This is a genomic window from Cytobacillus sp. FSL R7-0680 (genome assembly GCF_038009245.1).
GTDB lineage: Bacteria > Bacillota > Bacilli > Bacillales > Cytobacillaceae > Cytobacillus > Cytobacillus kochii.
The window spans coordinates 2,137,773-2,161,099 of sequence record NZ_JBBPAO010000001.1; the positions used below are offsets into that span (position 1 = coordinate 2,137,773).

Consider the following 23,327-nt stretch of genomic DNA (forward strand, 5'->3'; position numbering starts at 1 on the left):
CTCCTTTTAGTTCATAATTCGACGAACCGCATATACATCGGGTATCTGCTTAATACGCTCTACCACTTTATGCAGATGGTTTACATTATGAATAGAGATCGACATATTGATTGAAGCGGCTTTATTCTTGTCCGAACGACCTGTTACTGCAGATATATTTGTTTTCGCTTCATTTACTGCCTGAAGCACTTCATTCAATAATCCACGTCGATCATAGCCAGTAATTTCTATTTCTACATTATACTCTTTCTGATCATTTAAAGCGGTCTCCCACTCAACAGGTATAAGTCTTGCTTTCGCATCATCTGTATTAATATTCGTACAGTCCGCACGATGGACAGAGACACCTCTACCCTTCGTAATAAATCCGACAATTTCATCACCTGGTACCGGATTACAACAACGCGATAAACGAATAAGCAAGTTATCAATTCCTGATACGCGTACACCTGATTCACGTTTTTTCGCTTGAGGAAGCTGTTTCAATTCGCTTACAGCATTGGATATATCTTTTTTACCTTCAAGGTCTCTTTGCTTTCTTAACTTTTCAGTTAGGCGATTGGCTACCTGTAATGCCGTAATGCCATTGTATCCAACTGAAGCATACAAATCTTCTTCAGATGGGAAATTATATTTTTCCGATACACGATTTAGATTTTCTGCGGTCATAATCTCTTTTACTTCAAAATCCATATTACGAATCTCTTTTTCGATTAATTCGCGCCCTTTTTCAACATTTTCTTCTTTTCTTTGCTTTTTGAAGAATTGTCTAATCTTATTTTTTGCTTGTGAAGATTGAGCTAATTTAAGCCAGTCTTGACTTGGCCCATAAGAATGCTTAGAAGTTAATATTTCAACAATATCCCCTGTTTGCAACTTATAATCAAGTGTTACCATTTTACCGTTTACTTTCGCACCAATCGTTTTATTACCTATTTCTGAATGAATTCTATAGGCAAAATCTATTGGTACTGAGCCTGATGGTAGTTCAATGACATCTCCTTTAGGCGTAAAAACATAGACCATATCAGAAAACAGGTCCATCTTAAGCGATTCCATAAACTCCTCGGCACCAACCGAATCATCTTGGAAATCCAATATCTCTCTAAACCATTTTAATTTATCTTCAAATGAAGAATTTTCATCGACCTTTGTTCCTTCTTTATAAGCCCAATGAGCAGCGATACCAAATTCAGCTATTCTATGCATATCAAAGGTACGTATTTGCACCTCTAATGGATCTCCTTTAGGACCAATAACTGTTGTATGCAATGATTGATACATATTTTGCTTAGGCATCGCAATATAATCTTTAAACCTGCCTGGCATTGGTTTCCAATGCGTGTGGATAATACCGAGAACAGCATAACAATCCTTTATGCTATTTACCACAATCCTTACGGCTAGTAGATCATAAATTTCATTGAATTGTTTGTTTTGTAGAGCCATTTTTCGATAGATGCTATAAATATGTTTAGCTCTACCAGAAATCTCAGGTTCAATGGTTACGTCGTCCAGACGATCTCTCATCATCGCAATAACATCTACTAAATATTGTTCCCTCTCTGCTCTCTTCTTCTTCATCAAGTTAACAATTCGATAATATTGCTGCGGATTCAAGTATCTTAAAGCTGTATCTTCTAATTCCCACTTAATTTTAGAAATTCCTAGTCTATGAGCAAGCGGAGCAAAAATCTCTAAAGTTTCGTTCGAGATTCTTCTTTGCTTCTCAGCAGGTAAGTGTTTTAACGTCCGCATATTATGAAGTCTATCTGCAAGTTTTATTAAAATCACTCTAATATCTTGTGCCATGGCAACAAACATTTTACGATGATTTTCTGCTTGCTGTTCTTCTTTTGATTTATATTTAATCTTCCCCAGCTTTGTTACACCATCTACAAGCATAGCAACTTCTTCACTAAAATGTTCTGCGATATCCTCTAAAGTGGATTCAGTATCCTCAACAACATCATGAAGAAAGCCAGCTGCTACTGTAGCTGGGTCCATTTCCAGGTCCGCTAATATTCCCGCTACTTGAATAGGGTGAATAATGTACGGTTCACCTGATTTACGGTATTGTTCACTATGAGCAGACTTAGCGAATTCGTAAGCTCTTTTGACGAACTGGGCATGCTCTTCATTCAAATATTCTCTTGTCCTATCGATGACTTGTTCGGCGGTCAACACCTGATCGTTCGCCATGGAATCACCTTTATCCCAAATTATTTTTAATAACCATAACCATGTGTAATATCTTCTTTTCCTTATACAAAATAAATATATATCATTAAGAAAAAAGAAACGATTGTTACTATTATCGAAAAAAATAACATAGATGTAAAGAGCTAGCGTTTTATTTTTACAAAAAAACGTAGAATTTGTCGAAATTACTAATAATTAATTCCAATTTCTCCTTAATTATCCTAAAAATAACTATTAATAAAAAAAGAGAACACATATAGTGCTCTCTAGAATCTATTAATAAGTCATTAAAGTTAAAACATCATAATCCTTTAATTTCTCTTTACCATCTAAATAGCTTAACTCGATTAAGAAGGCAATACCTGCAACAACTCCACCTAGTTCTTCTACTAATTTTATTGTTGCCTCAATGGTTCCACCTGTAGCTAGAAGATCGTCCGTGATTAATACGCGTTGACCAGGCTTAATCGCATCTTTATGGATAGTTAAGACATCTTTACCATATTCCAGACCATAATCTACTTTTACCGTTTCTCTAGGTAGTTTACCTTCTTTACGAACAGGTGCAAATCCTACTCCTAAAGAATAAGCTACTGGACATCCAATTATAAATCCACGCGCTTCTGGCCCGACAACAAGGTCAATCTGTTTTTCTTTCGCATAAGTAACAATTTGGTCTGTTGCATATCTATAAGCATCACCATTATCCATTAATGTAGTAATATCTTTAAATGTGATACCTGGTTTTGGCCAATCCTCTACTATAGTAATATATTGTTTTAAATCCATCTTCTTTCCTTTGCCTCCTCAATTCACATAGGCATTCTGAAGCAGCCCATCAAACCAATCTTTTAATTGACCTGCTTTTGAATAAAGCAATTCATTTTCTAACTTCACTTGTTGTTGCTTTATGCAAAAAGCCTGTGATTCCGATAAATCTCTCTTTTGTTTTGCATCACTAAGAGAAATCATCCCATTATCTATTTTAACAAATTCTAGTTCAAAAAACACTTCAGTCATAAAATCAATATAAGAAACTTGCCAGCCTTTAAATTTAGCTACCTCTGCTTTTCTTTCTTCAAGGTTAAAAGGCCCTCTCTTAGCAATGAGCGCATAGTACCATTTAAAATGGTCACGGTTTGGAGTCGCCATAGAGAATATATCATTTGTTTGATAGAAATGACAATAAATTCTTTCTGGACTTTTCCCACGCAAAATAGCCTCTAGTCTTTCCTTTTGTGGTGGTAAATCACAAAAAACCACATGCTTACCATCTAATATAATATTTTCTGCCTCTTCGTCAGACAGAACCAACGATACATTGGGATTATAAGGTAAAAATTTATCATGATTTTCCTTATTAAATACGATCCATTCAGAGGTTTCATGATGGACATGTGTGACAATTGTGTCTAAACGTTTAGCGCCTCTAATATCAAATAATTGCCATTCTTGTATACGTATATCTTGGATAAAGACTTGTGGCTTCTTTATATTATTCCATTCGTTAATAGAAAGTTCCCCTACAATAGCAAGACTAGCATCCATAGAAATTTGTTCTGCGTATTCTCCAAATCCAAATCCAATTCCATCCAATGTCACATCATTATCTTCTAATGTAATCTTCAGATGTGTTTTATTGGTCCCAATTCTCTTTAACAGACTGACATTCGCCTCTTTTAACATTACTTTCGGCTTAGGATTATCAATACCAAACGGTGCCAATTGTTGTATTTCAGCGATCATTTCTAAATTAACATCAGCTACCCTTAATTCAGCATCTAGATTAGTAATCGGTATAAAGTCATCTTCGTTTAACTGTTCCTTCGCAAGCTGGATAAGCCTTTGACGAAGTATGTCAACATCATCAAGTTTCAAGGTCATTCCTGCAGCCATTGGGTGACCACCAAAATGAGGAAGGATATCTCGAGATTGCGACAGATTATGAAACAGATCAAAGCCAGTTATACTCCTCGCAGATCCTTTAGCTATTCCTTGTTGTGAATCGAAACTTAGACATATAACAGGACGATAATATTTCTCTACTAGCCTTGAAGCCACAATTCCAACAACCCCAGGGTTCCAACCTTCTTTACCTACTACAATGACCGGATTTTCCTCAATTGGATATTCCGCCTCAACTTGTTGAATCGCTTCTTCAGCCATGGTATGAACAATTGATTGTCGCTCTTTATTCATTTGGTCGATTTCTTCAGCTAACGCTTCAGCCTCAAGCGCATCTTCAGTTAATAACAATTCCACTGCAGGGTCCGCAGAATCTAATCTACCTACAGCATTTAATCTTGGTGCAATCGTAAAGCCGATTGTCTCTTCTGTCATCTCTGCTAATTTGACATTAGCTAACGATATTAATGATCTGATACCAAGATTCTGTGTTGATTGCAGCTTTTTAAGACCTTTCTTCACAATTAACCGATTTTCATCCGTCAATGAAACAAGGTCTGCAACTGTACCAATTGCAACAAACTCTAATAAATCATTTGGCACATTACCTAATAGAGCATGAGCAAGCTTAAATGCTACACCAACTCCAGCAAGTTCTTTGAAAGGATAACGACTGTCAGGAAGTTTCGGATGAATGATTGCCAGACACTCTGGCAAGACAGGGCCTGGTTCATGATGATCCGTAATAATTAAATCGATTCCCATTTCTTTAGCCGCTTGCGCAGGTTCGATAGCAGCAATTCCTGTATCAACAGTAATAATTAACGAAACACCGATATCACTAGCATATTGAAATGCCGGAACATTTGGCCCATAACCTTCCGTAAACCGGTTAGGTATGTAAAATTGCACATCTGCTCCTAGTGATGTTAATGTTCTCATCATGACAGTAGTACTCGTAACACCATCGGCATCATAGTCTCCAAAAATCATAATCGATTCGTTATTTTTAATCGCTCGTTGTATACGCGAAACAGCCAAATCCATATCATTTAATAAGAAAGGATCGTGAAATTCTTTTTTTTCATCAAATAAAAAATACCGTGCTGATTCGACGGTATTAAAGCCGCGATTAACAAGTAATGTAGCCAACGCAGATGAAATATTTAATCCGTTTATGAGTTCCTCTACAGAGGCTTCATCTGATTGACGAACATTCCAACGCGTTTTAGAATGTAACATACGTTCACCCCTCAACTTTTACATTATACTAGAGCGTCGCATTCGTTTCAATTATTCTTTGTTGTTGCTTACCTTTAATTGTTTAACATCATGAAATTCACTTTTCACTTGATGAGTTTTATCTGCTTCTTTTTGTCCCTCATTTCCTTTAAGCGCTACTAACTGTTTTTTCAACGATTTGACTTCTCTTTGTAAATTAAAAATTTTTATTAAACCGACTGAACTAACAATGAGACCTCCCATTAATACAGAACTTAAAATAACGAGAATCAGCGGCCAACTACTTTCGCCGAATAGATAATTAACCGTAACAGGATCGACGTTAATAACAGCAAAAATAGCGACAATTAATGTAAAAACAATACTGAGTAATATAATCCATTGATTTTTCATTTATTCCCCTCCTATGTATGATCATATGGAATCATTTGAATAAAAACGTTTTGCACTTGATGAAAAGCCATTAGTTTTTCTTTTGCATTTTTTACAATGAGATGACCGTCTTCAACAGTGAGAGATGGGTCTACGGCTATCTTTAAATCAATAATTAAGTAATGCCCATGCTCTCTTGCATGCAGCTCTTCTATTCGTTTAATTCCTTCTACTTTATCGACAGCAGAAAATAGATAACTTGATGCCTCAGGGCTTAACACATGATCCATTGTATTATGAATGGCTTCCTTCCCTAGTTGAAAAGCCATATGGAGAATCATAAAAGCTACTACTAAACCAATGACAGGGTCCGCATATTCTAGCCAATTGAGCCCTAATTTTCCTCCTATAATCGCACTACCTATACCAATTAATGCAGCTAATGAGGAATAGACATCTGAGCGGTGTTCATAGGCATTTACAATAAGTGCATCACTATTTAACTCTTTTCCCAGTTTAAACTTATATCTAAACATTCCCTCTTTTACTATAATGGAAACAATCACAGCAATAATCGCGTATACCTTCGGAGCTTCAACAGGTTGAAATAATGATTGAAATGATGATATGAAAATCTCAATACCAACAAAGAATAGAAATACAGCAACAATAATTGCAGCAATTAATTCAGCTTTACCGTGTCCATATGGATGGTCCTCATCTGGAGGCCTTTTAGCTGCAATTAAGCCAATATAAACAGCGAGTGAACCTGCTACATCAGATGCTGAATGGATCGCATCCGCTATTAAAGCTTTACTACCAGAGTGAACTCCAATTACCCATTTGAAAATAGCTAGGGCAATATTTGCCCCCATTCCTAAAATTGCTGCATTCTCGGCCCGTTTAAACCTCACTTCTTTCTCAACAAGCATTTAAAAATCCCCCTCTTGATCATTCATCTACCTATTATTTCCATAACAACTAAAATCATAACCATAACTAGAGCGTGCCTCCTACTTTAACTAATTACTGACTCTAAATGGAGGGGATAAAAAACGAGAGCAAACAATAAAGACCTAGCAATACCACCTATATACCTTACTAAACCCATACTTGCGATTTAGCAATGAATATAGTGACATCTATGTTATGAAAGCGATAAAAAAAGCATCTGCCATTTTATGCAGATGCTTGATATCTTCTTTTAAACTTGTGGTTCGTCCGTTTTCTGTTTCTTTTCTTTATAAGTAATTAATACGCCATGCTTTTTCAGTTGCATACCTTTCCATGATAGCCACATTTGTGTCGCAAGGAAGATAGATGAATAAGTACCGGCAATTAACCCTATCAATAAAGCAATATTAAAGTTACGTATCGCTTCACTACCAAATATCAACAGTCCGAGTACAGCTAGTACGACTGTAATAATGGTATTAATTGATCGACCCAGCGTTTGCCGCAAACTTTGATTAGCTATTTGCGCAAGCTCCTCAAAGGTTTTAATTTTCTTCTTCCTAACCATATTCTCACGTATGCGGTCAAATGTAACGATTGTATCATTGATTGAATAACCAACAATGGTTAAGACAGCAGCTATAAATGTAAGATCCGCTTCTAGCCTTGTCACACTAAATATAACAACAATAAAGAAGGCGTCATGCAATAAAGCTAGTACTGCGGCTAAAGCCATCCTCCATTCGAAACGGATGGTGACATACAGAATAATTCCTATGGCCGCTATGGCTAATGCTTTTATTGCATTCATCGCTATTTCTTTACCTACTGTTGGGGTAACAGTACTAATGTTAGGAATACTTCCATATTCATCTTCTAGTTGTGATTGATACTCAGCAATTTGTTCTTTATTGAATACCTCGTCTTTTATACGGGCGACACCAATTTCATTATTATTACCGGAAATAACGATATCGTCCGTTTCTATACCTATTTCTGCTAAAGATGCTTGATAACCGTCTTCCGTTAACGGCTCATTAGACATTTGCTCAATTCTTGTTCCTTGTGAAAAGTCAATGCTCAAGTTTAAGCCGAATATAAAGAGCATAATAATTCCTAGGACGATCATCAAGCCAGAAAAACTATAGTATTTTTTCCGATGTTTAACGAAGTCAAAGCGGTCAAATTTAGTTGTTAAGTCTACTGTATCTAGGTTTTCATTTAATTGGTGTATATCTTTCTTATGAACACCGAACATGCCTGGCATGTTTTTAAACAGGTTACTATTTACACATAACCAGAGTAGTAATCTAGCTCCGTATACAGCCGTAATGAAACTCATCAAAATACTTAAAATTAAAGTCGTAGCAAACCCTTTTACAGAACTTGTCCCATAAATAAACAATACGCCAGCTGCTAACAATGTCGTTAAATTGGCATCAAAAATAGTTGATAAAGAGTTTTTACTACCTGCTTTAAATGCAGCTTTAATCGAACGGCCCACTCTTATTTCATCTTTTATTCTTTCATAAGTAATAATATTTGCATCTACTGCCATACCCACTCCAAGAATTAATGCCGCCACACCAGGTAATGTGAGTACCGCATTCATCAGATTAAATACGACTAATGTCAAATATAAGTAAACAGATAAAGTGATGACTGCAATGACTCCAGGAAGTCGGTAATAAGCAATCATAAAGATGAAAATCGCAGCAATACCTATTATTCCGCCAATAATGGTTTTATCTAATGCTGACTCACCAAATTGTGCACCAACAGAAGTCGAATAGACTTCATCTAACTTAACTGGTAATGAGCCTGCCGATAATAAATCAGATAAAGTTTTTGCTTCTTCTAAAGTAAAGTTACCTACAATTGAAACCGAATCTTGATTAAATACTTGACTCACTTGTGGGGCTGATAAGTATTTAGGATCTTCTTTTGTCGCTTCTTCGGCGAATGAATCTCCTTCTTCAAAATCTAACCAAATGACCAGTAGATTCTCCCCTGCTGGTTTGTTTACAATTTCTTGAGTAACTTCTCTAAACTTATCCGCACTCTTTAACTTAATAGAGACGCTCGGACGACCATTTTCATCGAATGTTTGTGATGCTCCCCCTTCAACAAGGTCACTCCCATCCATCAACACATTATCATCCACGTCTCTAAACGTTAGATTGGCCTCAGTTGAAAGCATTTCCCTAGCTTGCTCTTGATCTGTTACTCCAGCCAGTTGCACCCTAATGCGGTTGTCCCCTTCAATTTGAATATTGGGTTCACTTACACCAAGGACATTAATTCGGCGATCTAGGGATTGTGCTGTTGCTGACATTGCAGCTTGGTCAATTTCTTGGCCTTCTTTTGCAGGCGACACCTCATAAAGCACTTCAAACCCACCTTGCAAATCAAGACCAAGCTTTACATCTCCTAAAATATCTTTCGAAGTGAATCCCATCAAACTTGCAAATAAAATAATGATTAGAAAAAATGATAGAATTCTGCTACGCTTTACCATTATGTATATTTCCTCCTCACTTTCCAAACAAGCCCAAATATTGAGCTTTTTACCGTGACTTTTCTAACAGGATAAACGAAGTAAATATGATTATAACCGTTTAATGAAAACCTTTCTCAAGCGCAATATTATTATTATGAAACAAGAGGAAGGGACTGTCAATTTTATCAACATAGTTGTTGAGATAAACGTTTATGACTAGAGTACTAAGTGATGGATAACTAACTCGTTCTATTTTAGTAATTCCTTCATTTCCTCAGCATTTTCCAGAGAAAATTCTGTGTCCATATAAGCTTCAACAGTTGTATAGTTAATAAATTCTCCAACTTTTATCCCTAAAACATCTTCCACAATTTCAAATAATCGTATCGTTGATTTAGGTGTTTTCCACTTTTTCTTCTTTAAGTATTCCCATAATTGCGCTCTTGTCACATGTTCATATCCAAGAAAGCGAAACTCATCGATTTTTACATCAATTGCAGGTTCTACCTCTTCGAAAAAAATATCATAGGCATGCATTTTCAAATTCAACTCTCCTTTTTTTAAATATAACTCACTTTAATTACGAAAGCTTGTCATGCTTTGTCCATCTTCTTGCATATAGATTAATTGTATATGAATACCTTTCATTTGAGAAGGCAGGGTGTACAATGTCGAAATTTATTCAAGGAACGATTATTCTCTTATTTGCTGGACTTGTAACTAGAGTACTCGGGTTTATTAATCGGATTGTCATCGCAAGGTTCATTGGAGCTGAAGGTGTCGGTCTTTATATGATGGCTTTTCCTACATTTATTCTAGTCGTAACAATTACACAGCTTGGTTTACCCGTAGCAATTTCAAAAAATGTGGCGGAAGCGGAAGCAAGAGGAGATACGGAAAAAACAAAAAAAATCCTCATTGTTTCATTAGCTAGTACATTATCATTATCGATCTTATTTACACCAGCTTTAATTTTATTAACTCCCTATCTTTCAGAGCATTTATTAACAGATAACAGGACGCTATATCCATTATTAGCTATCGCACCTGTTGTGCCGATTATTGCCGTCTCTTCTGTCATACGCGGATATTTCCAAGGTAAGCAAAATATGAAGCCGGCCGCTTATTCACAACTTATTGAACAAGTTGTAAGAATCACATTAATTGCTGCACTAACTAAAGCATTTTTGCCATACGGGATTGAATATGCTGCAGCGGGAGCTATGCTTGCATCCGTAATTGGCGAATTAGCGTCACTCATTTATTTACTAGCATCATTTAAATTAAAAAAGAAGTTTAAGGTACGAAGACAATTTTTCCAACATATCCGTAAGGGCAAGGATACGTTTAAACAACTTATGGAAGTGGCATTACCTACGACTGGAAGTAGAATGATCGGTTCTGTCGCTTGGTTTTTAGAGCCAATTGTTGTAACTTATAGTCTTGCTATAGCTGGTGTTTCTACTATTGCTGCTACAGAAGGATATGGTGCCTTAACCGGATTTGCTCTTCCTTTGTTAATGCTACCATCATTCATTAATATGGCGCTCTCCACCTCACTCGTACCTGCCATTAGCGAAGCGAAAGCAGTAAATAACTTTCATTTAATTGAATATCGTCTGCAGCAAGCATTAAGGATTTCTTTAACCACAGGTGGTCTTTCAGTTGTAGTTATTTATATTCTGGCTGAACCATTAATGACTGTCATGTATGGTTCGACAACAGGTACCGACTTCCTAAAATTAATGGCGCCTCTTTTCCTATTCTACTATTTCCAACAGCCACTGCAGTCTGCGCTACAAGCCCTAGATTTAGCACGTGCTGCCATGATCAATAGCCTGATTGGTGCGGTTGCTAAAATTGCGGTTATCTTTATTCTTGGAAGCCAGCCTGCCTTTGGTATTACAGGAGTAGCGCTCGGGTTAATTGTCGGCTTTGTATTAGTTACTCTACTGCATTTCGCCACTTTGTTAAAAGCCATTTCTTATACCATTCATATGCGTGAATACTTAATCACATCGGGCGCTATGCTCCTAACCGGTTATATCGGATATATTACAATTAAGTACCTAAATTTCACCATCGTACCTACTATCCTATGTGGGGCAATGATTATGAGTTTACTCTATCTAATCATCATGATTTTCACAAAGCTCATTAGAAAAGGTGATGTACAAGGACTTCCGGGAGTCGGTCAGTTTTTAGCGAAATTTATGTTTAGATAGCCTTCATATAAAAAACTGAGTGACTAGATTTACACACTCAGTTTTTTCTACCCATGAACATCTTTTCTATTTCTCATCAATTAAATCAATATAAAATGTATTATTTTCAAAACTACATAAGGACACCCTTGAAATATCATGAACCCCTTTTTCCTTTAATTCTTTCTTCAACCATTCTTCATCCTTATTGATTAATGCTAAGTTTTCACTATTTATTCTCCCGTCCATGACAAGAGGAAGGGTAAATGTTGGGGTAAGGTCCGCTTGTGATGACTGATTGCTCTTTTCAATCACAGACAAGCTCCCGGATACCTCTAGTATTGCATATTCGACATCAGATATAAGTGAAATATCTTTTTCACGTAGTTGCATAAGGAGATCATCTAAATTGTAGCGCAGTTTTTTCATCGCTTTCTCATCAATCTTCCCTTTATTAATTAAAATGACTGGTTTTCCATCAACAAGATCCCTCATTTTCTTACTTTTTAAGGACCAATAGGCGGAAATAATCTGTACAACCATCAGAATAAGCATAGGAAGAATATTCCTAAATAATTTCTCGTCACTCTTCTCAATCGCAACAACTGCCAACTCAGCAATCATTATCGAAATGACTAAATCAAGTATACTAAGCTCACCAATTTCCCTTTTCCCCATGATACGATAGATGATAGTCATTAAAATATATAGTAAAATCGTTCGAAATATAACAATAAAATATTCTTCCAACATAGCCACCTCTTTATAAGATTAGCTTGTACAGGACTTCTCAATTTAATCAAATAGAGTAAGAAATATTTTATGATTTTGCTTCTATTTTGCCATCCGCAGAATATGCTTGTACAAAGGAATTTTATCAAAAGAGAAAGGGGAGGTTTCCAATCGAAGAATCGAAGGCATTAGGGACTTCCGTTTTACATGGCCTTATAGCCATTTTCACATTGGCAATTGTTAGTAGTTTTATTTTCGCTCTTATATTGAGGTTTACTTCCTTACAAGAGTCTTCTGTTCAATATGTAATGACAGCCATTTCTTTTATTGCCCTCTTTACTGGAGGTTTCATTTCAGGTGGGAAAGGAAAACAAAGGGGATGGATGCTCGGCGGGATAACTGGTGCGATTTATACAATCATTATTTTTTTATTCCAATATCTCGGTTTTGATAAACTATTTAATCCTCAACAAATCGTATACTTTATTTGCTATATTCTCATTGCAATGATGGGTGGTATTTTAGGTGTAAACATGAGTTCAAAATCAAAATAGGAGTTAAGTGAAAATGAAAAAAGCTGTTTGAAGTAGGGAAACTACTTCAAACAGCTTTTTCATTCTTAAACGGTACCGGGAGCTGATTCAGTTACTTCACGAATCGCTTGACGGTCGTATGTAAGACGGCTTCCATCGCCACACTTGATAACGACTTTGTCCTCATCGATTGCATCTACAAAACCATGTAAACCACCGATTGTAACTACTTTATCGCCTTTTTTCAGACTATTCTGCATTTGATTAACCGCTTTTTGACGTTTTTGTTGTGGTCTGATTAAAAGGAAATAAAACAGCACAAACATAATGACTAACGGCCCAATAGTAGCTAAAATATCCATATTCTCTTTTCCCCTCCTTTCAAGTATTAGAAGTTTTTCGCGTTCGGCTTATTAAAACCATATTTCTCGAAAAATTCTTCTCTAAAGTCACCTAGACGATCCTCTCTGATTGCCTCTCTGACCTTTTCCATTAATTTTAACAGAAAATAAAGGTTATGATAAGTTGTAAGCCTTATTCCGAAAGTTTCGTCACATTTTATTAAGTGTCTTATATAGGCACGACTATAATTTCGACAAGTATAGCAATCGCAATTCTCATCTAGTGGACCAAAGTCACGTGCATACTTCGCATTTTTAACAACTAATCTTCCTTCGCTCGTCATTAACGTGCCATTTCTTGCAATCCTTGTTGGTAATACACAATCAAACATATCTACCCCACGAATCGCACCATCAATTAAGGAATCCGGTGAACCGACACCCATTAAATAACGAGGCTTATGATTGGGCAGAAGTGGTGTTGTTTCTTCCAACACTCTATTCATTATATCCTTTGGTTCCCCAACTGATAACCCCCCTATTGCATAGCCAGGAAAATCAAGTGAAACAAGGTCTTTCGCACTTTGAGCACGTAAATCATTATATTCGCCACCTTGAACAATACCAAATAAACCTTGGTCGTTTGGTCGTTCATGTGCTTCTAAACATCTCTCGGCCCACCTAGATGTTCGCTCAACAGATTTTTTCATATATTCATGTGTTGCTGGGAAAGGTGGACATTCATCAAATGCCATCATAATATCTGAGCCCAGTGCGTTTTGTATTTGCATGGCCTTTTCAGGTGAAAGAAATAGTTTATCTCCATTCAAATGATTACGGAAATGGACACCCTCTTCTTCAATCTTTCTAAAATCACTGAGACTAAATACTTGGAATCCACCGGAATCAGTTAAAATAGCACGATCCCAATTCATGAATTCATGTAAGCCTCCCGCTTCCTTTATCAACTCATGTCCAGGTCGTAACCATAGATGATACGTATTACTTAAAATTATTCCTGCCCCCATGTTCACTAGGTCTTCCGGTGACATTGTTTTCACCGTCGCTAGCGTACCTACTGGCATGAAAACAGGTGTTTCAAATGAGCCGTGAGGTGTGTGAACACGCCCAAGTCTCGCACCTGTTTGTTTACATGTTTTTATCAATTCATAACGTATAGCTGTCATGACGTAACTCCTTTTCCATATGAAACTCTTTTATTTAATAAACATTGCATCTCCAAAACTAAAGAAACGATACCTTTCTTCTACTGCTTGCTTATATGCTTCAAGCACATGCTCACGACCAGCCAATGCACTAATAAGCATAATCAACGTTGATTTTGGTAAGTGAAAATTCGTGATCATGCCATCAATCGCCTTAAATTCATACCCAGGGAAGATAAAGATATCAGTCCAACCACTTGACTCTTCAAAACGTCCGTTAAAAGCAGTAGCAATTGTTTCAAGTGTTCTTGTTGAAGTTGTACCAACACTGATGATTTTATGACCACTTTCCCGAATTCGGTTCAACGTTTGAGCTGTTTCTTTTGTCATTTGATAGAACTCGGCGTGCATTTCATGATGATCAATGTCATCTACATTTACTGGTCTGAACGTACCTAAACCCACATGAAGGGTAATGAAAAGAATCTCAATTCCACGCGCTTTTATTTCTTCTAATAGTTCTTCAGTAAAATGTAAACCAGCTGTAGGTGCTGCAGCAGAGCCATTCTCCTTTGCATAAACCGTTTGATAACGATCTCGATCCTCTAGTTGTTCTTTAATATAGGGTGGCAATGGCATTTCACCTAATTGCTCTAATACCTCGTAAAAAATCCCTTCATATTTGAACTTGAGAACACGTCCACCATGGTCACTCTCTTCAAGGCATACCGCTTTCAGCTGACCATCGCCAAAGATAATTTCTGTCCCTACTTTCACCCGTTTCGCTGGCTTTACAAGTGTTTCCCATTGATCATTTTCAAGCTGTTTCAACAGTAACACTTCTAATTTTGCTCCCGTTTCTTCTTTCATTCCAAAAAGTCGTGCTGGCAATACTCTTGTATCATTCAATACTAGTGCATCACCTGGCTGTAAATATTCTACAATATGTTTAAACACGTCATGACGGACCGCTCCCGTCTCCTTATCTAATACCATTAATCGGCTACTTGTTCTGTCTTTAAGCGGTGTTTGCGCAATTAACTCTTCTGGTAAATTAAAATCAAATAAATCTACTTTCATTTTGTCTCGTCTCCAACTTTTGAATAATTTAACGTGACTTCCCAATAAAATAGACAATTAAGGAAAGTATCACACTAATAATAATTGACGTTACAATTGGGAAATAAACAGTTGTATTCCCTTTTCTAAATACAATATCTCCAGGGAGCTTTCCTAAATTGAAAAAATGCATAAGAAAACCAATAACAAATAGAAGACCACCAATAATCATGAACCATTTTGGCAATTGGATGGCACCTCCATTTGAAAATGTTGATAAACAAGCTGTGTCGCAATTCTGCCCCTTGGTGTCCTTTGTAAGAAACCAATTTGTAATAAATAGGGTTCGTACACATCTTCTATCGTATGTGCTTCTTCTCCAATGGTTGCAGCAATCGTCTCTAATCCTACTGGACCACCGCGAAAGCGCTCAATCATGCCCCTAAGTAACTTATGATCAATATGATCTAAGCCTAATCTATCGACCTGTAACATCTCTAATGCCTCGTTTGCAAACTGTTGGTTTACTGCACCATCCCCTCGCACTTGAGCATAATCCCTAACTCTACGAAGCAATCGGTTTGCAATACGAGGGGTTCCTCTTGAGCGTCGAGCAATCTCATCTGCCGCTTCTTCGTCTATTTCTGTATCGAGAATCGCCGCTGTTCTTACAACGATTTCCTTTAGTTGTCCCTCATTATAATATTCCAGTCTACTCATAACCCCGAACCTATCCCTTAAAGGTGCAGATAAAGAGCCTGCTCTCGTTGTAGCACCAACTAAAGTAAAAGGGGGAAGATCCAGTCTGACAGAACGAGCACTTGGGCCTTTTCCAATCACGATATCAAGACAAAAATCCTCCATTGCCGGGTATAATACTTCTTCTATTGCCCTTGGCAAACGATGAATCTCATCTATAAATAATACATCACCAGGCTCAAGTGAAGTCAAGACAGCCGCTAAATCACCAGGCCGTTCAATGGCTGGCCCTGCTGTTGTCCGAATATTAACGCCCATCTCATTACTAATAATCGTTGCTAAAGTAGTTTTTCCTAGGCCTGGTGGTCCGTAAAGAAGAACATGATCCAAGGTTTCATTACGCATTTTCGCTGCTTCTATGAAGATGCGCAAATTCTCCTTTACCTGATCTTGGCCGATATACTGTGCTAAGGTTTGTGGACGTAAGCTATATTCAAATGAGGTATCCTGATGATCCGCTTCTCCTGATATAATACGCTCATCCATTTGTTAACCATCCTTCCATGCCTTGCCTTCTTTCTTACTTAAGCAGCTTTTGCAAAGCCAATTTAATATACTGATCGGTAGTTAATGTTTCAGCACTTAAATCTTTCGTTATTTTCTTTAATTCTTTATCAGAATAGCCTAGTGCTTTTAACGCCAAAAGAGCTTCATCTAATTCATGGTTTCGATTACTTTTTATTTGTTTCTCTTCTGTAAATAAGTTCGGTAACAAGTCTGGTACAATATCAACTAGTTTCCCTTTTAAATCAAGAATCATCTGCCTAGCCGTTTTTTTACCTACACCTGGGAACTTCACAAGAAATGCCTCATCTTCATGCTCAATTGCATGAACAACCGCTTCTGGCTGACCTGTAGCAAGAACTGCCAGTGCTCCTTTTGGACCAATACCAGTTACATTGAGCAATTTCATGAATAAAGCTTTTTCCTGTCGTGATGTAAAACCATATAGTGATTCAATATCTTCTCTGACATGATGATATGTATAAATTTTCACTTCTTGATCGGTCGTATATCTAAATGGGTTTGGTGTAATTACTTGGTACCCAATCCCATTATTCTCAACTACAATGTATTCTGGCCCGATGAAGTCAACACGACCAATAATATATTCAAACAAAATTTATTCTCTCCCTCTTTTGCATACCTCCCACCATTATACTACAAAATCGTCTTGAAGAAAAAAGGATATCTATTTACGCTACGACTATCATTCCTTTCACCTGCAGACCACTGAGAATAGTGGACTAACCATTGCAAATTAATTGCACACGTTTGCAAGATTATCGCCGCTTAGGGAATAAAAGAAAAAACCAGCCATTAAGACTGGTCTCCTTCCCGATCTTTCCCTACCAATACTTTCTTTAACTCATCTTGAACAGTGACATCAGCCATTGGAACTTTTGAGCGATAAGCGGAGCGTGAGATGAGATGCGCTGATACAGGTGCAGTTAAAAAAACAAAGAAAATGACTAATATTAATCGAATACTAAAGACACCTTCATGAACAAGAAAAAAGATTAAAGTACCTACAAGCGTAAATAACACACCAATCGTCGAACTCTTTGAAGCTGCATGAGACCTTGTATATACATCTGGTAAACGCAAAATACCGATTGCACTAAGAAAACTAAACAATGTCCCTATAATAATGAGAATCCCTGCTCCTAACTCACTTGTTACGGTCAGATTCAATGACTTTCCCCCTCTCTAGGAAACGCGCAAAGGCTATCGTACCAATAAACGATAAAATCCCCAGTAATAACATGACTGAAAAGAACGCACTCGTCCGCATGAATATAGAAATAATCGCTATCGCCGCAATAATATTTACTCCTATATTATCAAGTGCCTGCACGCGATCCGGAATAGACGGACCCTTAATAAGCCGATATACTGCTGCTAAAATAGATAGGACAAGAAAACATAATGCAACTACTAATAAACTCTCAATCATCTTCCTGTCACCCTCTTAATAGACTTTTCGAATCGAACCTTGGACTTTAATAGCGATTCACTCGAAGTTGGGATATCAAGTCCATGAACATAAAACGTTTTGTTATCATTTCCTACCTCAACCACTACCGAACCTGGTGTTAAACAAAGGAGAAAAGAAAGCAATGCTAATTCGATATCACCTTCTAATTCTGTCTCCAATGTAAAAATGCCTGGCCTAATATCTAGTTTTGGTTTAATTACTTGTTTCACAACTTCCATACTAGATGTAAATAGCTCATGAATAAACACTAACAAAAGACTAAGGATGTTCATAAAAGTAACGATATAAAAATTATCATCAAAAAATCTTCTTATTAAAAATAAAATAAATATCCCTACAATATAACCACTAAAAAAAGATAAAAAACTCCATTCATCCTGCAAAAACATCCATAACGCAGCAATGAATAAATTGACTAGTACTTGCATAGCCATGCTCGCTCACCGCCCTTTCTATTAGAATGATATTAATCGCTATACCCTAGTAAAACGGCTTCAATATAAGAAGAAGGATTCATTAAAGATTCAACAGCTATATTCACGTAATCATATAATCCCTCTGCGCCTAATCCAAGTCCAACTGTTAACAAAACGAGTGTTACTATTGGAAACATGACACCTTTCGTGCTGCTCTTTTCCATATCTTCTGATAGAATCGTTTCTCCCCAAAAGCTGTTCATAAATATCTTCATGACAGAAAAGAGCACCATTAAACTCGTTATTAACCCAATTGCCCCTAGCCAGTAATAGCCAACCGCAAAGGTTCCTTCTGTTATATATACTTTGCCGATAAAACCGCTTAATGGAGGAATACCCGCTATTGAAAGAGCAACAATAAAGAACATCCATCCTAGGTAAGGGTGTGTCTTAATTAGACCACTAATATCATTCAGTTTGCTTGTACCTACAAGAGCAATAATCACACCGCCGATAAGGAAAATAACTGCTTTAATCACCATATCGTGTATTAAATAATAGATTGAACCAGTTAATCCTTCATGTGTATACGTAGCTAAGCCTGCTAATATAAATCCAACACCAACTATGACATTATATGTTAAAATCTTTTTAATATCATTAAAGGCAATGGCACCAATTGCACCGAGCAGCATAGTAATAGCAGCCATAATACCAATAATTAAATGTGTAACCTCAGGTTGATGATAAAAAATCAAAGTAAAGAATCTAAAGATCGCGTATATTCCTACTTTCGTAAGTAGCGCTGCAAAGATTGCCGCTACAGCTGTTGGAGGTGCACTATAAGAACCCGGTAACCAAAAGAATAAGAATAAACCCGCCTTTAAACTAAAGACAAATAAAAACATCATTGCCACTGCAGTAATAATCCCACTCTGCCCTACTTCTCCTACACGTTCTGCTAAATGTGCCATATTAATCGTCCCTGTTACTGAATATAAATACGCAACAGCTGCTAAAAATAGGAAAGATGCTAGTAGGTTGATTAACACATATTTGATTGACTCTCTTAATTGCTTCTTCTCTCCACCTAACGTGATTAATGCATAGGAGGAGATTAACATTACTTCAAAACACACGAATAAGTTAAAAACATCACCTGTGAGAAAAGAACCATTTACTCCTGTAATTAAGAATAGGAACAGGGGATAAAAGTAATGCCTTTCTCGATCCTCACCAATGGAACCAAAAGCAAAGATAAGACAAAGTAGACCAACAATACTTGTTGTCAATAAAAGTAGTCCCGAAAACATATCCGCTACCATACTGACACCAAAAGGCGCTTCCCAACCACCTAATTGTAATGTTTGAATACCATTATATTTCACCTGGTAAATCAAAAATCCTGAAATAACTCCCGTAGCTATTAGCGTAAACACACTTAAAATCTTATGGAAAAGTATTTTCTGTCTAAATATGACCATCACTAAACCAATAATAAGAGGTACAATGATCGGCATAATGACTAAGTTATTCATTCTCGTCACCTCTCATTTCTGCAGTGTTATCCGTCCCCAGCTCTTGATAGGCTCGGTAACTTAACACGAGAAACAAGGCTGTCGTTGCGAAATTGATAACTATAGCAGTTAAAATAAGAGCTTGAGGAAGCGCATCCGTAAAGGTTGTTGTATCTATCCCCAATAAAGGCGGACCTCCACTTTTTAAGCCCCCCATCGTAAGAATAAGCAAATGAACACCATGACTAATAATTGAAGTTCCTAAAATAATTCTTATCAAGCTCTTCGTTAATATTAAATACGTACCGATTGTAAATAAAACACCAATTAAGATCGACATTAAAGTTTCCATATTATCGATCCTCACTAATTGTCATAATAATAACCATTGCTGTTCCAATAACAGCTAAAGCTACACCTACATCAAAGAGCACAGCAGTCGCTAATTCGGTTTTCCCGAATATTGGTAAGTCGAAATAATCAAAAGCTTGGAATAGGAACGGCTGATCAAATAAGATTCCTCCCACTCCAGTAAATACCGCTATAAGCACACCAACAGCTGTTAAAACTTTAAAGTCAAACGGAAAGTTAACTCTAATTGAATCAATATCATATGTTAAAAACAAGAGCGTGAGAGCTGCTGCGAAAGCTAGCCCTCCAATAAATCCGCCTCCTGGATTGTGATGTCCAGCAAAAAACAAGTAAACAGCAAAGGTAAGAATAATGACTACTGCTACATTCGTTACAGCCCTTAAAATAATATCATTAGGCTTTTTCATTATTTCTCCCTCCTTGAAAATCGTAATTTAATCAGTGTATATACACTTAATGCTGTAATACATAGCACAAAGATTTCTAACATCGTATCAATACCCCTGAAATCAACTAATATCGCATTTACGATATTCTTCGCTCCTGCTAATTCATATGAATCCTCATAATAACTTGCTATCGGTTCAAATATTTGTGTACCATTTGCCGAAAACGCGAACACTGTTACCACTGCACCAACCGCAATCGATATAATTAAATTCAATGGCTTAAATGGAACACCTTTTTTATGCTTTTGCGTTTGCTCTTTGAATTTTGGTAAATGAAAAAAGCAAAGCAAGAATAAGGCTGTAGTGACCGTTTCTACTACTAGTTGAGTTAAAGCTAAATCTGGTGCTCTAAAAATGACGAAGAACAAGGATACTAAATAACCTAAAACACCTAGTGAGATAATAGCAGTCAACCTTGATTTCGCTAATAGTATTGTAAATGCAGCTACTAGCATGGAGAACATAATGGCTAACTCAAAAATGTTCACAGGGGCATCATTGGTCAAATCAATCGTAATAGAATTAGTAATGATTAATGTACCACCAATTAATAACACGAAGAATGTAAATATATAAGCAAGATAATCACGCGTGTACCCCGTCATATATTTATTTGTCACACTTGCTGCTATTCTTTGCGATGTTTCCAAACTATTATTGTATAGTGCATTAATGGTTAAATTTTGTGGATATAGACGATAAACTTTGGTCCACTTTTTCAACATTAGATACATGATTGTTCCTACAACAACGACGCCAATTGTCATATATAATTCGGCTGAAAATCCATGCCAAGCTGAAATATGGATATTCAGTACACCTTCTTCTATTAAAGAAGGAAGAATCGCTGATACGGCAGGAACTAATAATAAATCAGCAATCACATTAGGAAAGAAGAAAATAACAATAACCAATGACGCAAGGATAATAGGTGAAATAAGCATGCCTATTGGTGCTTCATGCGCCTTCTTCTCTAATCGATCTGGTTTATATTTCCCTCTAAATGTCTTAAAGACAAGAATCATACTGTATATAAAGGTAAAAACACTCGCAACCCAAGCGATAATTGGAAACAGTATACCTAATGTTTCCATATTAAATACATCCATTTCCGTTACTTTAACAACAGATGCAAAAAACATTTCCTTACTTAAAAACCCATTAAATGGTGGTAGACCTGCCATTGCAAATGAACCAATTAAGGCAACTGTAAATGTGATAGGCATAACAGTCATTAAACCACCTAGACGTCTAATATCACGCGTACCAGTTTCATGGTCAACGATGCCCACTACCATAAATAAGGCACCTTTAAATGTAGAGTGATTAATCAAATGAAAAATAGCTGCTGTAATCGCCGCTGCATACACAGCAGCTTCATTTCCGTAACCGAAATAAAGGGCAGCTGATCCAATTCCAAGCAAGCTCATAATCATTCCCAATTGACTGATGGTGGAATATGCCAGTAATCCTTTTAAATCAATTTGTTTCACAGCGTTGAATGAACCATACAATAGCGTAATTAATCCAACAATTGATATAATCCAAAACCATTCTGCTGTACCACCAAATATGGGGGTTAATCTTGCAACTAAATAAATTCCTGCTTTAACCATTGTTGCTGAATGCAAATAAGCACTAATTGGTGTAGGCGCCTCCATTGCATCAGGTAACCAAATACTAAAAGGAAACTGTGCTGATTTTGTAAAAGCACCTAGTAAAATTAATATCATTGCTGGTAAGAATAAATCATGAGCAATGATTGTCTCACTCATAGCAAACATTTCTCTAATGCTATACGTGTCCGTTATCATCGATAGCATAATAAAACCAGACAACATCGCTAAGCCGCCAAAAATCGTAATTAACATTGATTTTTGCGCACCATATCTGGATTTTTCTCTCTCATACCAATAGGCAATTAATAAAAAGGATGAGATACTCGTTAATTCCCAGAAAACATATAGAACAAGTATATTATCTGAGAATACAAGTCCTAGCATCGCTCCCATAAAAAGAAGGAGATACACATAAAAATTGTGAAGTGCTTCCTTTTCTTTTGATAAATAATAAATCGAATATAAAATAACGAGTGCACCAATACCCGTGATCAGTAATCCAAAGATCAAACTTAATCCATCTACATACATATCTAAATTAATACCAAACGAGGGGATCCATGGTATCGTTTCGTATATTGTTGCTCCTGAGGATATTTTAGGAATTAATTGAAGCAAATAAACGAATATAATAATAGGAATTAGAATAACAAACCAACCTGTATGCAATCTTTTATTGAAGTATTTATATAACAGCGGGACAAAAATCGCAAAAACAAATGGAATTAAAATCATGATGTGCAATATCGTCAACCGTAGTCCCTCCTCCTGAAATGACTGTGAATAGGTGAATATTAATAAAAAAAGCTTTTTAAAAATGGGGTGACATACTTATTCTGTCTTATGTTAATTTATCCATTACATTAATGTTTTAATTAGGGGAAAATAATGTTTCTAACTATCTTGCCACATTTCAAAAATGGCAGAATTCATTAAATTTCATTTTTTAATTGACTGTTTCATTCGCATAGGATATAGTCATACAT

At 36.5% G+C, this 23,327-nt stretch carries 23 protein-coding genes; 2 read left to right on the forward strand and 21 right to left on the reverse strand.

Annotated elements, in window-relative coordinates; all coding sequences use genetic code 11:
- Window positions 1-6: 6 nt before the first annotated feature.
- From MKY26_RS10675 to MKY26_RS10705, 7 genes are all read right to left on the reverse strand, one after another.
- Window positions 7-2,202, reverse strand: coding sequence for a RelA/SpoT family protein (locus MKY26_RS10675; RefSeq protein WP_095372444.1), 2,196 nt, complete (start codon window positions 2,200-2,202; stop codon window positions 7-9).
- A 276-nt stretch (window positions 2,203-2,478) separates the two neighbouring features.
- The gene (locus MKY26_RS10680) at window positions 2,479-2,991 is read right to left on the reverse strand and encodes an adenine phosphoribosyltransferase (RefSeq protein ID WP_095372443.1); all 513 of its coding nucleotides are present in this window, start codon (window positions 2,989-2,991) and stop codon (window positions 2,479-2,481) included.
- An 18-nt stretch (window positions 2,992-3,009) separates the two neighbouring features.
- Window positions 3,010-5,349 (reverse strand): single-stranded-DNA-specific exonuclease RecJ, encoded by a 2,340-nt coding sequence (gene recJ, locus MKY26_RS10685; RefSeq protein WP_322909625.1) that lies wholly within the window; start codon window positions 5,347-5,349, stop codon window positions 3,010-3,012.
- A gap of 51 nt (window positions 5,350-5,400) precedes the next feature.
- Window positions 5,401-5,742 (reverse strand): LapA family protein, encoded by a 342-nt coding sequence (locus MKY26_RS10690; RefSeq protein WP_341096930.1) that lies wholly within the window; start codon window positions 5,740-5,742, stop codon window positions 5,401-5,403.
- Between the two features lie 11 nt (window positions 5,743-5,753).
- Window positions 5,754-6,653, reverse strand: a complete 900-nt coding sequence (locus tag MKY26_RS10695; protein ID WP_341096938.1) for a cation diffusion facilitator family transporter — start codon at window positions 6,651-6,653, stop codon at window positions 5,754-5,756.
- A 272-nt stretch (window positions 6,654-6,925) separates the two neighbouring features.
- Window positions 6,926-9,193 (reverse strand): protein translocase subunit SecDF, encoded by a 2,268-nt coding sequence (secDF, locus tag MKY26_RS10700; protein WP_095372439.1) that lies wholly within the window; start codon window positions 9,191-9,193, stop codon window positions 6,926-6,928.
- A gap of 231 nt (window positions 9,194-9,424) precedes the next feature.
- A complete protein-coding gene (locus tag MKY26_RS10705) occupies window positions 9,425-9,712 on the reverse strand; it encodes a post-transcriptional regulator (RefSeq protein WP_233435379.1) in 288 nt (95 codons plus the stop codon).
- 131 nt (window positions 9,713-9,843) lie between these two features.
- Here MKY26_RS10705 and spoVB point away from each other — a divergent pair, with 131 nt between their 5' ends.
- The gene (gene spoVB, locus MKY26_RS10710) at window positions 9,844-11,400 is read left to right on the forward strand and encodes a stage V sporulation protein B (RefSeq protein ID WP_095372437.1); all 1,557 of its coding nucleotides are present in this window, start codon (window positions 9,844-9,846) and stop codon (window positions 11,398-11,400) included.
- 66 nt (window positions 11,401-11,466) lie between these two features.
- On the opposite strand, the gene MKY26_RS10715 is transcribed toward spoVB, so the two are convergent.
- Window positions 11,467-12,129: a DUF421 domain-containing protein gene (locus MKY26_RS10715; RefSeq protein ID WP_445293140.1), complete on the reverse strand. Its 663-nt coding sequence runs from the start codon at window positions 12,127-12,129 to the stop codon at window positions 11,467-11,469.
- 89 nt (window positions 12,130-12,218) lie between these two features.
- Between MKY26_RS10715 and MKY26_RS10720 the strand changes: the two genes are divergently transcribed.
- Complete coding sequence (locus MKY26_RS10720; protein WP_324837515.1) at window positions 12,219-12,665, forward strand: TIGR04086 family membrane protein; 447 nt, start codon at window positions 12,219-12,221, stop codon at window positions 12,663-12,665.
- Between the two features lie 65 nt (window positions 12,666-12,730).
- Here MKY26_RS10720 and yajC read toward each other — a convergent pair whose 3' ends face one another.
- The 13 genes from yajC to MKY26_RS10785 form a co-directional block, all read right to left on the reverse strand.
- On the reverse strand, window positions 12,731-13,006 hold the full coding sequence (gene yajC, locus MKY26_RS10725; protein ID WP_095372435.1) for a preprotein translocase subunit YajC: 276 nt from the start codon (window positions 13,004-13,006) through the stop codon (window positions 12,731-12,733).
- Between the two features lie 26 nt (window positions 13,007-13,032).
- On the reverse strand, window positions 13,033-14,172 hold the full coding sequence (tgt, locus tag MKY26_RS10730) for a tRNA guanosine(34) transglycosylase Tgt (RefSeq protein ID WP_095372434.1): 1,140 nt from the start codon (window positions 14,170-14,172) through the stop codon (window positions 13,033-13,035).
- Window positions 14,173-14,202: 30 nt separating this feature from the next.
- A complete protein-coding gene (queA, locus tag MKY26_RS10735) occupies window positions 14,203-15,231 on the reverse strand; it encodes a tRNA preQ1(34) S-adenosylmethionine ribosyltransferase-isomerase QueA (protein WP_341096962.1) in 1,029 nt (342 codons plus the stop codon).
- A gap of 28 nt (window positions 15,232-15,259) precedes the next feature.
- Window positions 15,260-15,442, reverse strand: coding sequence for a DUF2905 domain-containing protein (locus tag MKY26_RS10740; RefSeq protein WP_095373638.1), 183 nt, complete (start codon window positions 15,440-15,442; stop codon window positions 15,260-15,262).
- Entirely contained in the window at window positions 15,439-16,455 is a 1,017-nt protein-coding gene (gene ruvB, locus MKY26_RS10745; protein WP_341051667.1) for a Holliday junction branch migration DNA helicase RuvB, read from the reverse strand. Before ruvB ends, MKY26_RS10740 begins: the two co-directional genes overlap by 4 nt.
- Window positions 16,456-16,489: 34 nt before the next feature.
- Window positions 16,490-17,089 carry a Holliday junction branch migration protein RuvA gene (ruvA, locus tag MKY26_RS10750; protein ID WP_095372432.1) on the reverse strand — a complete coding sequence of 200 codons (600 nt, stop codon included), beginning with the start codon at window positions 17,087-17,089 and terminating at the stop codon, window positions 16,490-16,492.
- A 200-nt stretch (window positions 17,090-17,289) separates the two neighbouring features.
- Window positions 17,290-17,664, reverse strand: a complete 375-nt coding sequence (gene mnhG / locus MKY26_RS10755) for a monovalent cation/H(+) antiporter subunit G (protein ID WP_095372431.1) — start codon at window positions 17,662-17,664, stop codon at window positions 17,290-17,292.
- Complete coding sequence (locus MKY26_RS10760; RefSeq protein ID WP_095372430.1) at window positions 17,642-17,926, reverse strand: Na(+)/H(+) antiporter subunit F1; 285 nt, start codon at window positions 17,924-17,926, stop codon at window positions 17,642-17,644. Before MKY26_RS10760 ends, mnhG begins: the two co-directional genes overlap by 23 nt.
- Entirely contained in the window at window positions 17,923-18,402 is a 480-nt protein-coding gene (locus tag MKY26_RS10765) for a Na+/H+ antiporter subunit E (protein ID WP_095372429.1), read from the reverse strand. The genes MKY26_RS10760 and MKY26_RS10765 overlap by 4 nt, the downstream gene beginning before the upstream one ends.
- Before the next feature lie 32 nt (window positions 18,403-18,434).
- A complete protein-coding gene (locus MKY26_RS10770; RefSeq protein WP_095372428.1) occupies window positions 18,435-19,922 on the reverse strand; it encodes a Na+/H+ antiporter subunit D in 1,488 nt (495 codons plus the stop codon).
- Window positions 19,915-20,253, reverse strand: a complete 339-nt coding sequence (locus MKY26_RS10775) for a Na(+)/H(+) antiporter subunit C (RefSeq protein WP_095372427.1) — start codon at window positions 20,251-20,253, stop codon at window positions 19,915-19,917. Before MKY26_RS10775 ends, MKY26_RS10770 begins: the two co-directional genes overlap by 8 nt.
- 1 nt (window position 20,254) lies before the next feature.
- Complete coding sequence (locus MKY26_RS10780; protein ID WP_095372426.1) at window positions 20,255-20,680, reverse strand: Na(+)/H(+) antiporter subunit B; 426 nt, start codon at window positions 20,678-20,680, stop codon at window positions 20,255-20,257.
- Window positions 20,680-23,094, reverse strand: coding sequence for a Na+/H+ antiporter subunit A (locus MKY26_RS10785; RefSeq protein ID WP_341096979.1), 2,415 nt, complete (start codon window positions 23,092-23,094; stop codon window positions 20,680-20,682). The genes MKY26_RS10780 and MKY26_RS10785 overlap by 1 nt, the downstream gene beginning before the upstream one ends.
- Window positions 23,095-23,327: the final 233 nt, after the last annotated feature.

Bases quoted from the DNA above. Each gene is read 5' to 3' on its own strand.
- MKY26_RS10675 (WP_095372444.1), bottom strand. From the start codon at position 2,202: ATGGCGAACGATCAGGTGTTGACCGCCGAACAAGTCATCGATAGGACA.
- MKY26_RS10680 (WP_095372443.1), bottom strand. From the start codon at position 2,991: ATGGATTTAAAACAATATATTACTATAGTAGAGGATTGGCCAAAACCA.
- recJ (WP_322909625.1), bottom strand. From the start codon at position 5,349: ATGTTACATTCTAAAACGCGTTGGAATGTTCGTCAATCAGATGAAGCC.
- MKY26_RS10690 (WP_341096930.1), bottom strand. From the start codon at position 5,742: ATGAAAAATCAATGGATTATATTACTCAGTATTGTTTTTACATTAATT.
- MKY26_RS10695 (WP_341096938.1), bottom strand. From the start codon at position 6,653: ATGCTTGTTGAGAAAGAAGTGAGGTTTAAACGGGCCGAGAATGCAGCA.
- secDF (WP_095372439.1), bottom strand. From the start codon at position 9,193: ATGGTAAAGCGTAGCAGAATTCTATCATTTTTTCTAATCATTATTTTA.
- MKY26_RS10705 (WP_233435379.1), bottom strand. From the start codon at position 9,712: ATGCATGCCTATGATATTTTTTTCGAAGAGGTAGAACCTGCAATTGAT.
- spoVB (WP_095372437.1), top strand. From the start codon at position 9,844: ATGTCGAAATTTATTCAAGGAACGATTATTCTCTTATTTGCTGGACTT.
- yajC (WP_095372435.1), bottom strand. From the start codon at position 13,006: ATGGATATTTTAGCTACTATTGGGCCGTTAGTCATTATGTTTGTGCTG.
- tgt (WP_095372434.1), bottom strand. From the start codon at position 14,172: ATGACAGCTATACGTTATGAATTGATAAAAACATGTAAACAAACAGGT.
- queA (WP_341096962.1), bottom strand. From the start codon at position 15,231: ATGAAAGTAGATTTATTTGATTTTAATTTACCAGAAGAGTTAATTGCG.
- MKY26_RS10740 (WP_095373638.1), bottom strand. From the start codon at position 15,442: ATGATTATTGGTGGTCTTCTATTTGTTATTGGTTTTCTTATGCATTTT.
- ruvB (WP_341051667.1), bottom strand. From the start codon at position 16,455: ATGGATGAGCGTATTATATCAGGAGAAGCGGATCATCAGGATACCTCA.
- MKY26_RS10760 (WP_095372430.1), bottom strand. From the start codon at position 17,926: ATGATTGAGAGTTTATTAGTAGTTGCATTATGTTTTCTTGTCCTATCT.
- MKY26_RS10765 (WP_095372429.1), bottom strand. From the start codon at position 18,402: ATGGCTATGCAAGTACTAGTCAATTTATTCATTGCTGCGTTATGGATG.
- MKY26_RS10770 (WP_095372428.1), bottom strand. From the start codon at position 19,922: ATGAATAACTTAGTCATTATGCCGATCATTGTACCTCTTATTATTGGT.
- MKY26_RS10775 (WP_095372427.1), bottom strand. From the start codon at position 20,253: ATGGAAACTTTAATGTCGATCTTAATTGGTGTTTTATTTACAATCGGT.
- MKY26_RS10780 (WP_095372426.1), bottom strand. From the start codon at position 20,680: ATGAAAAAGCCTAATGATATTATTTTAAGGGCTGTAACGAATGTAGCA.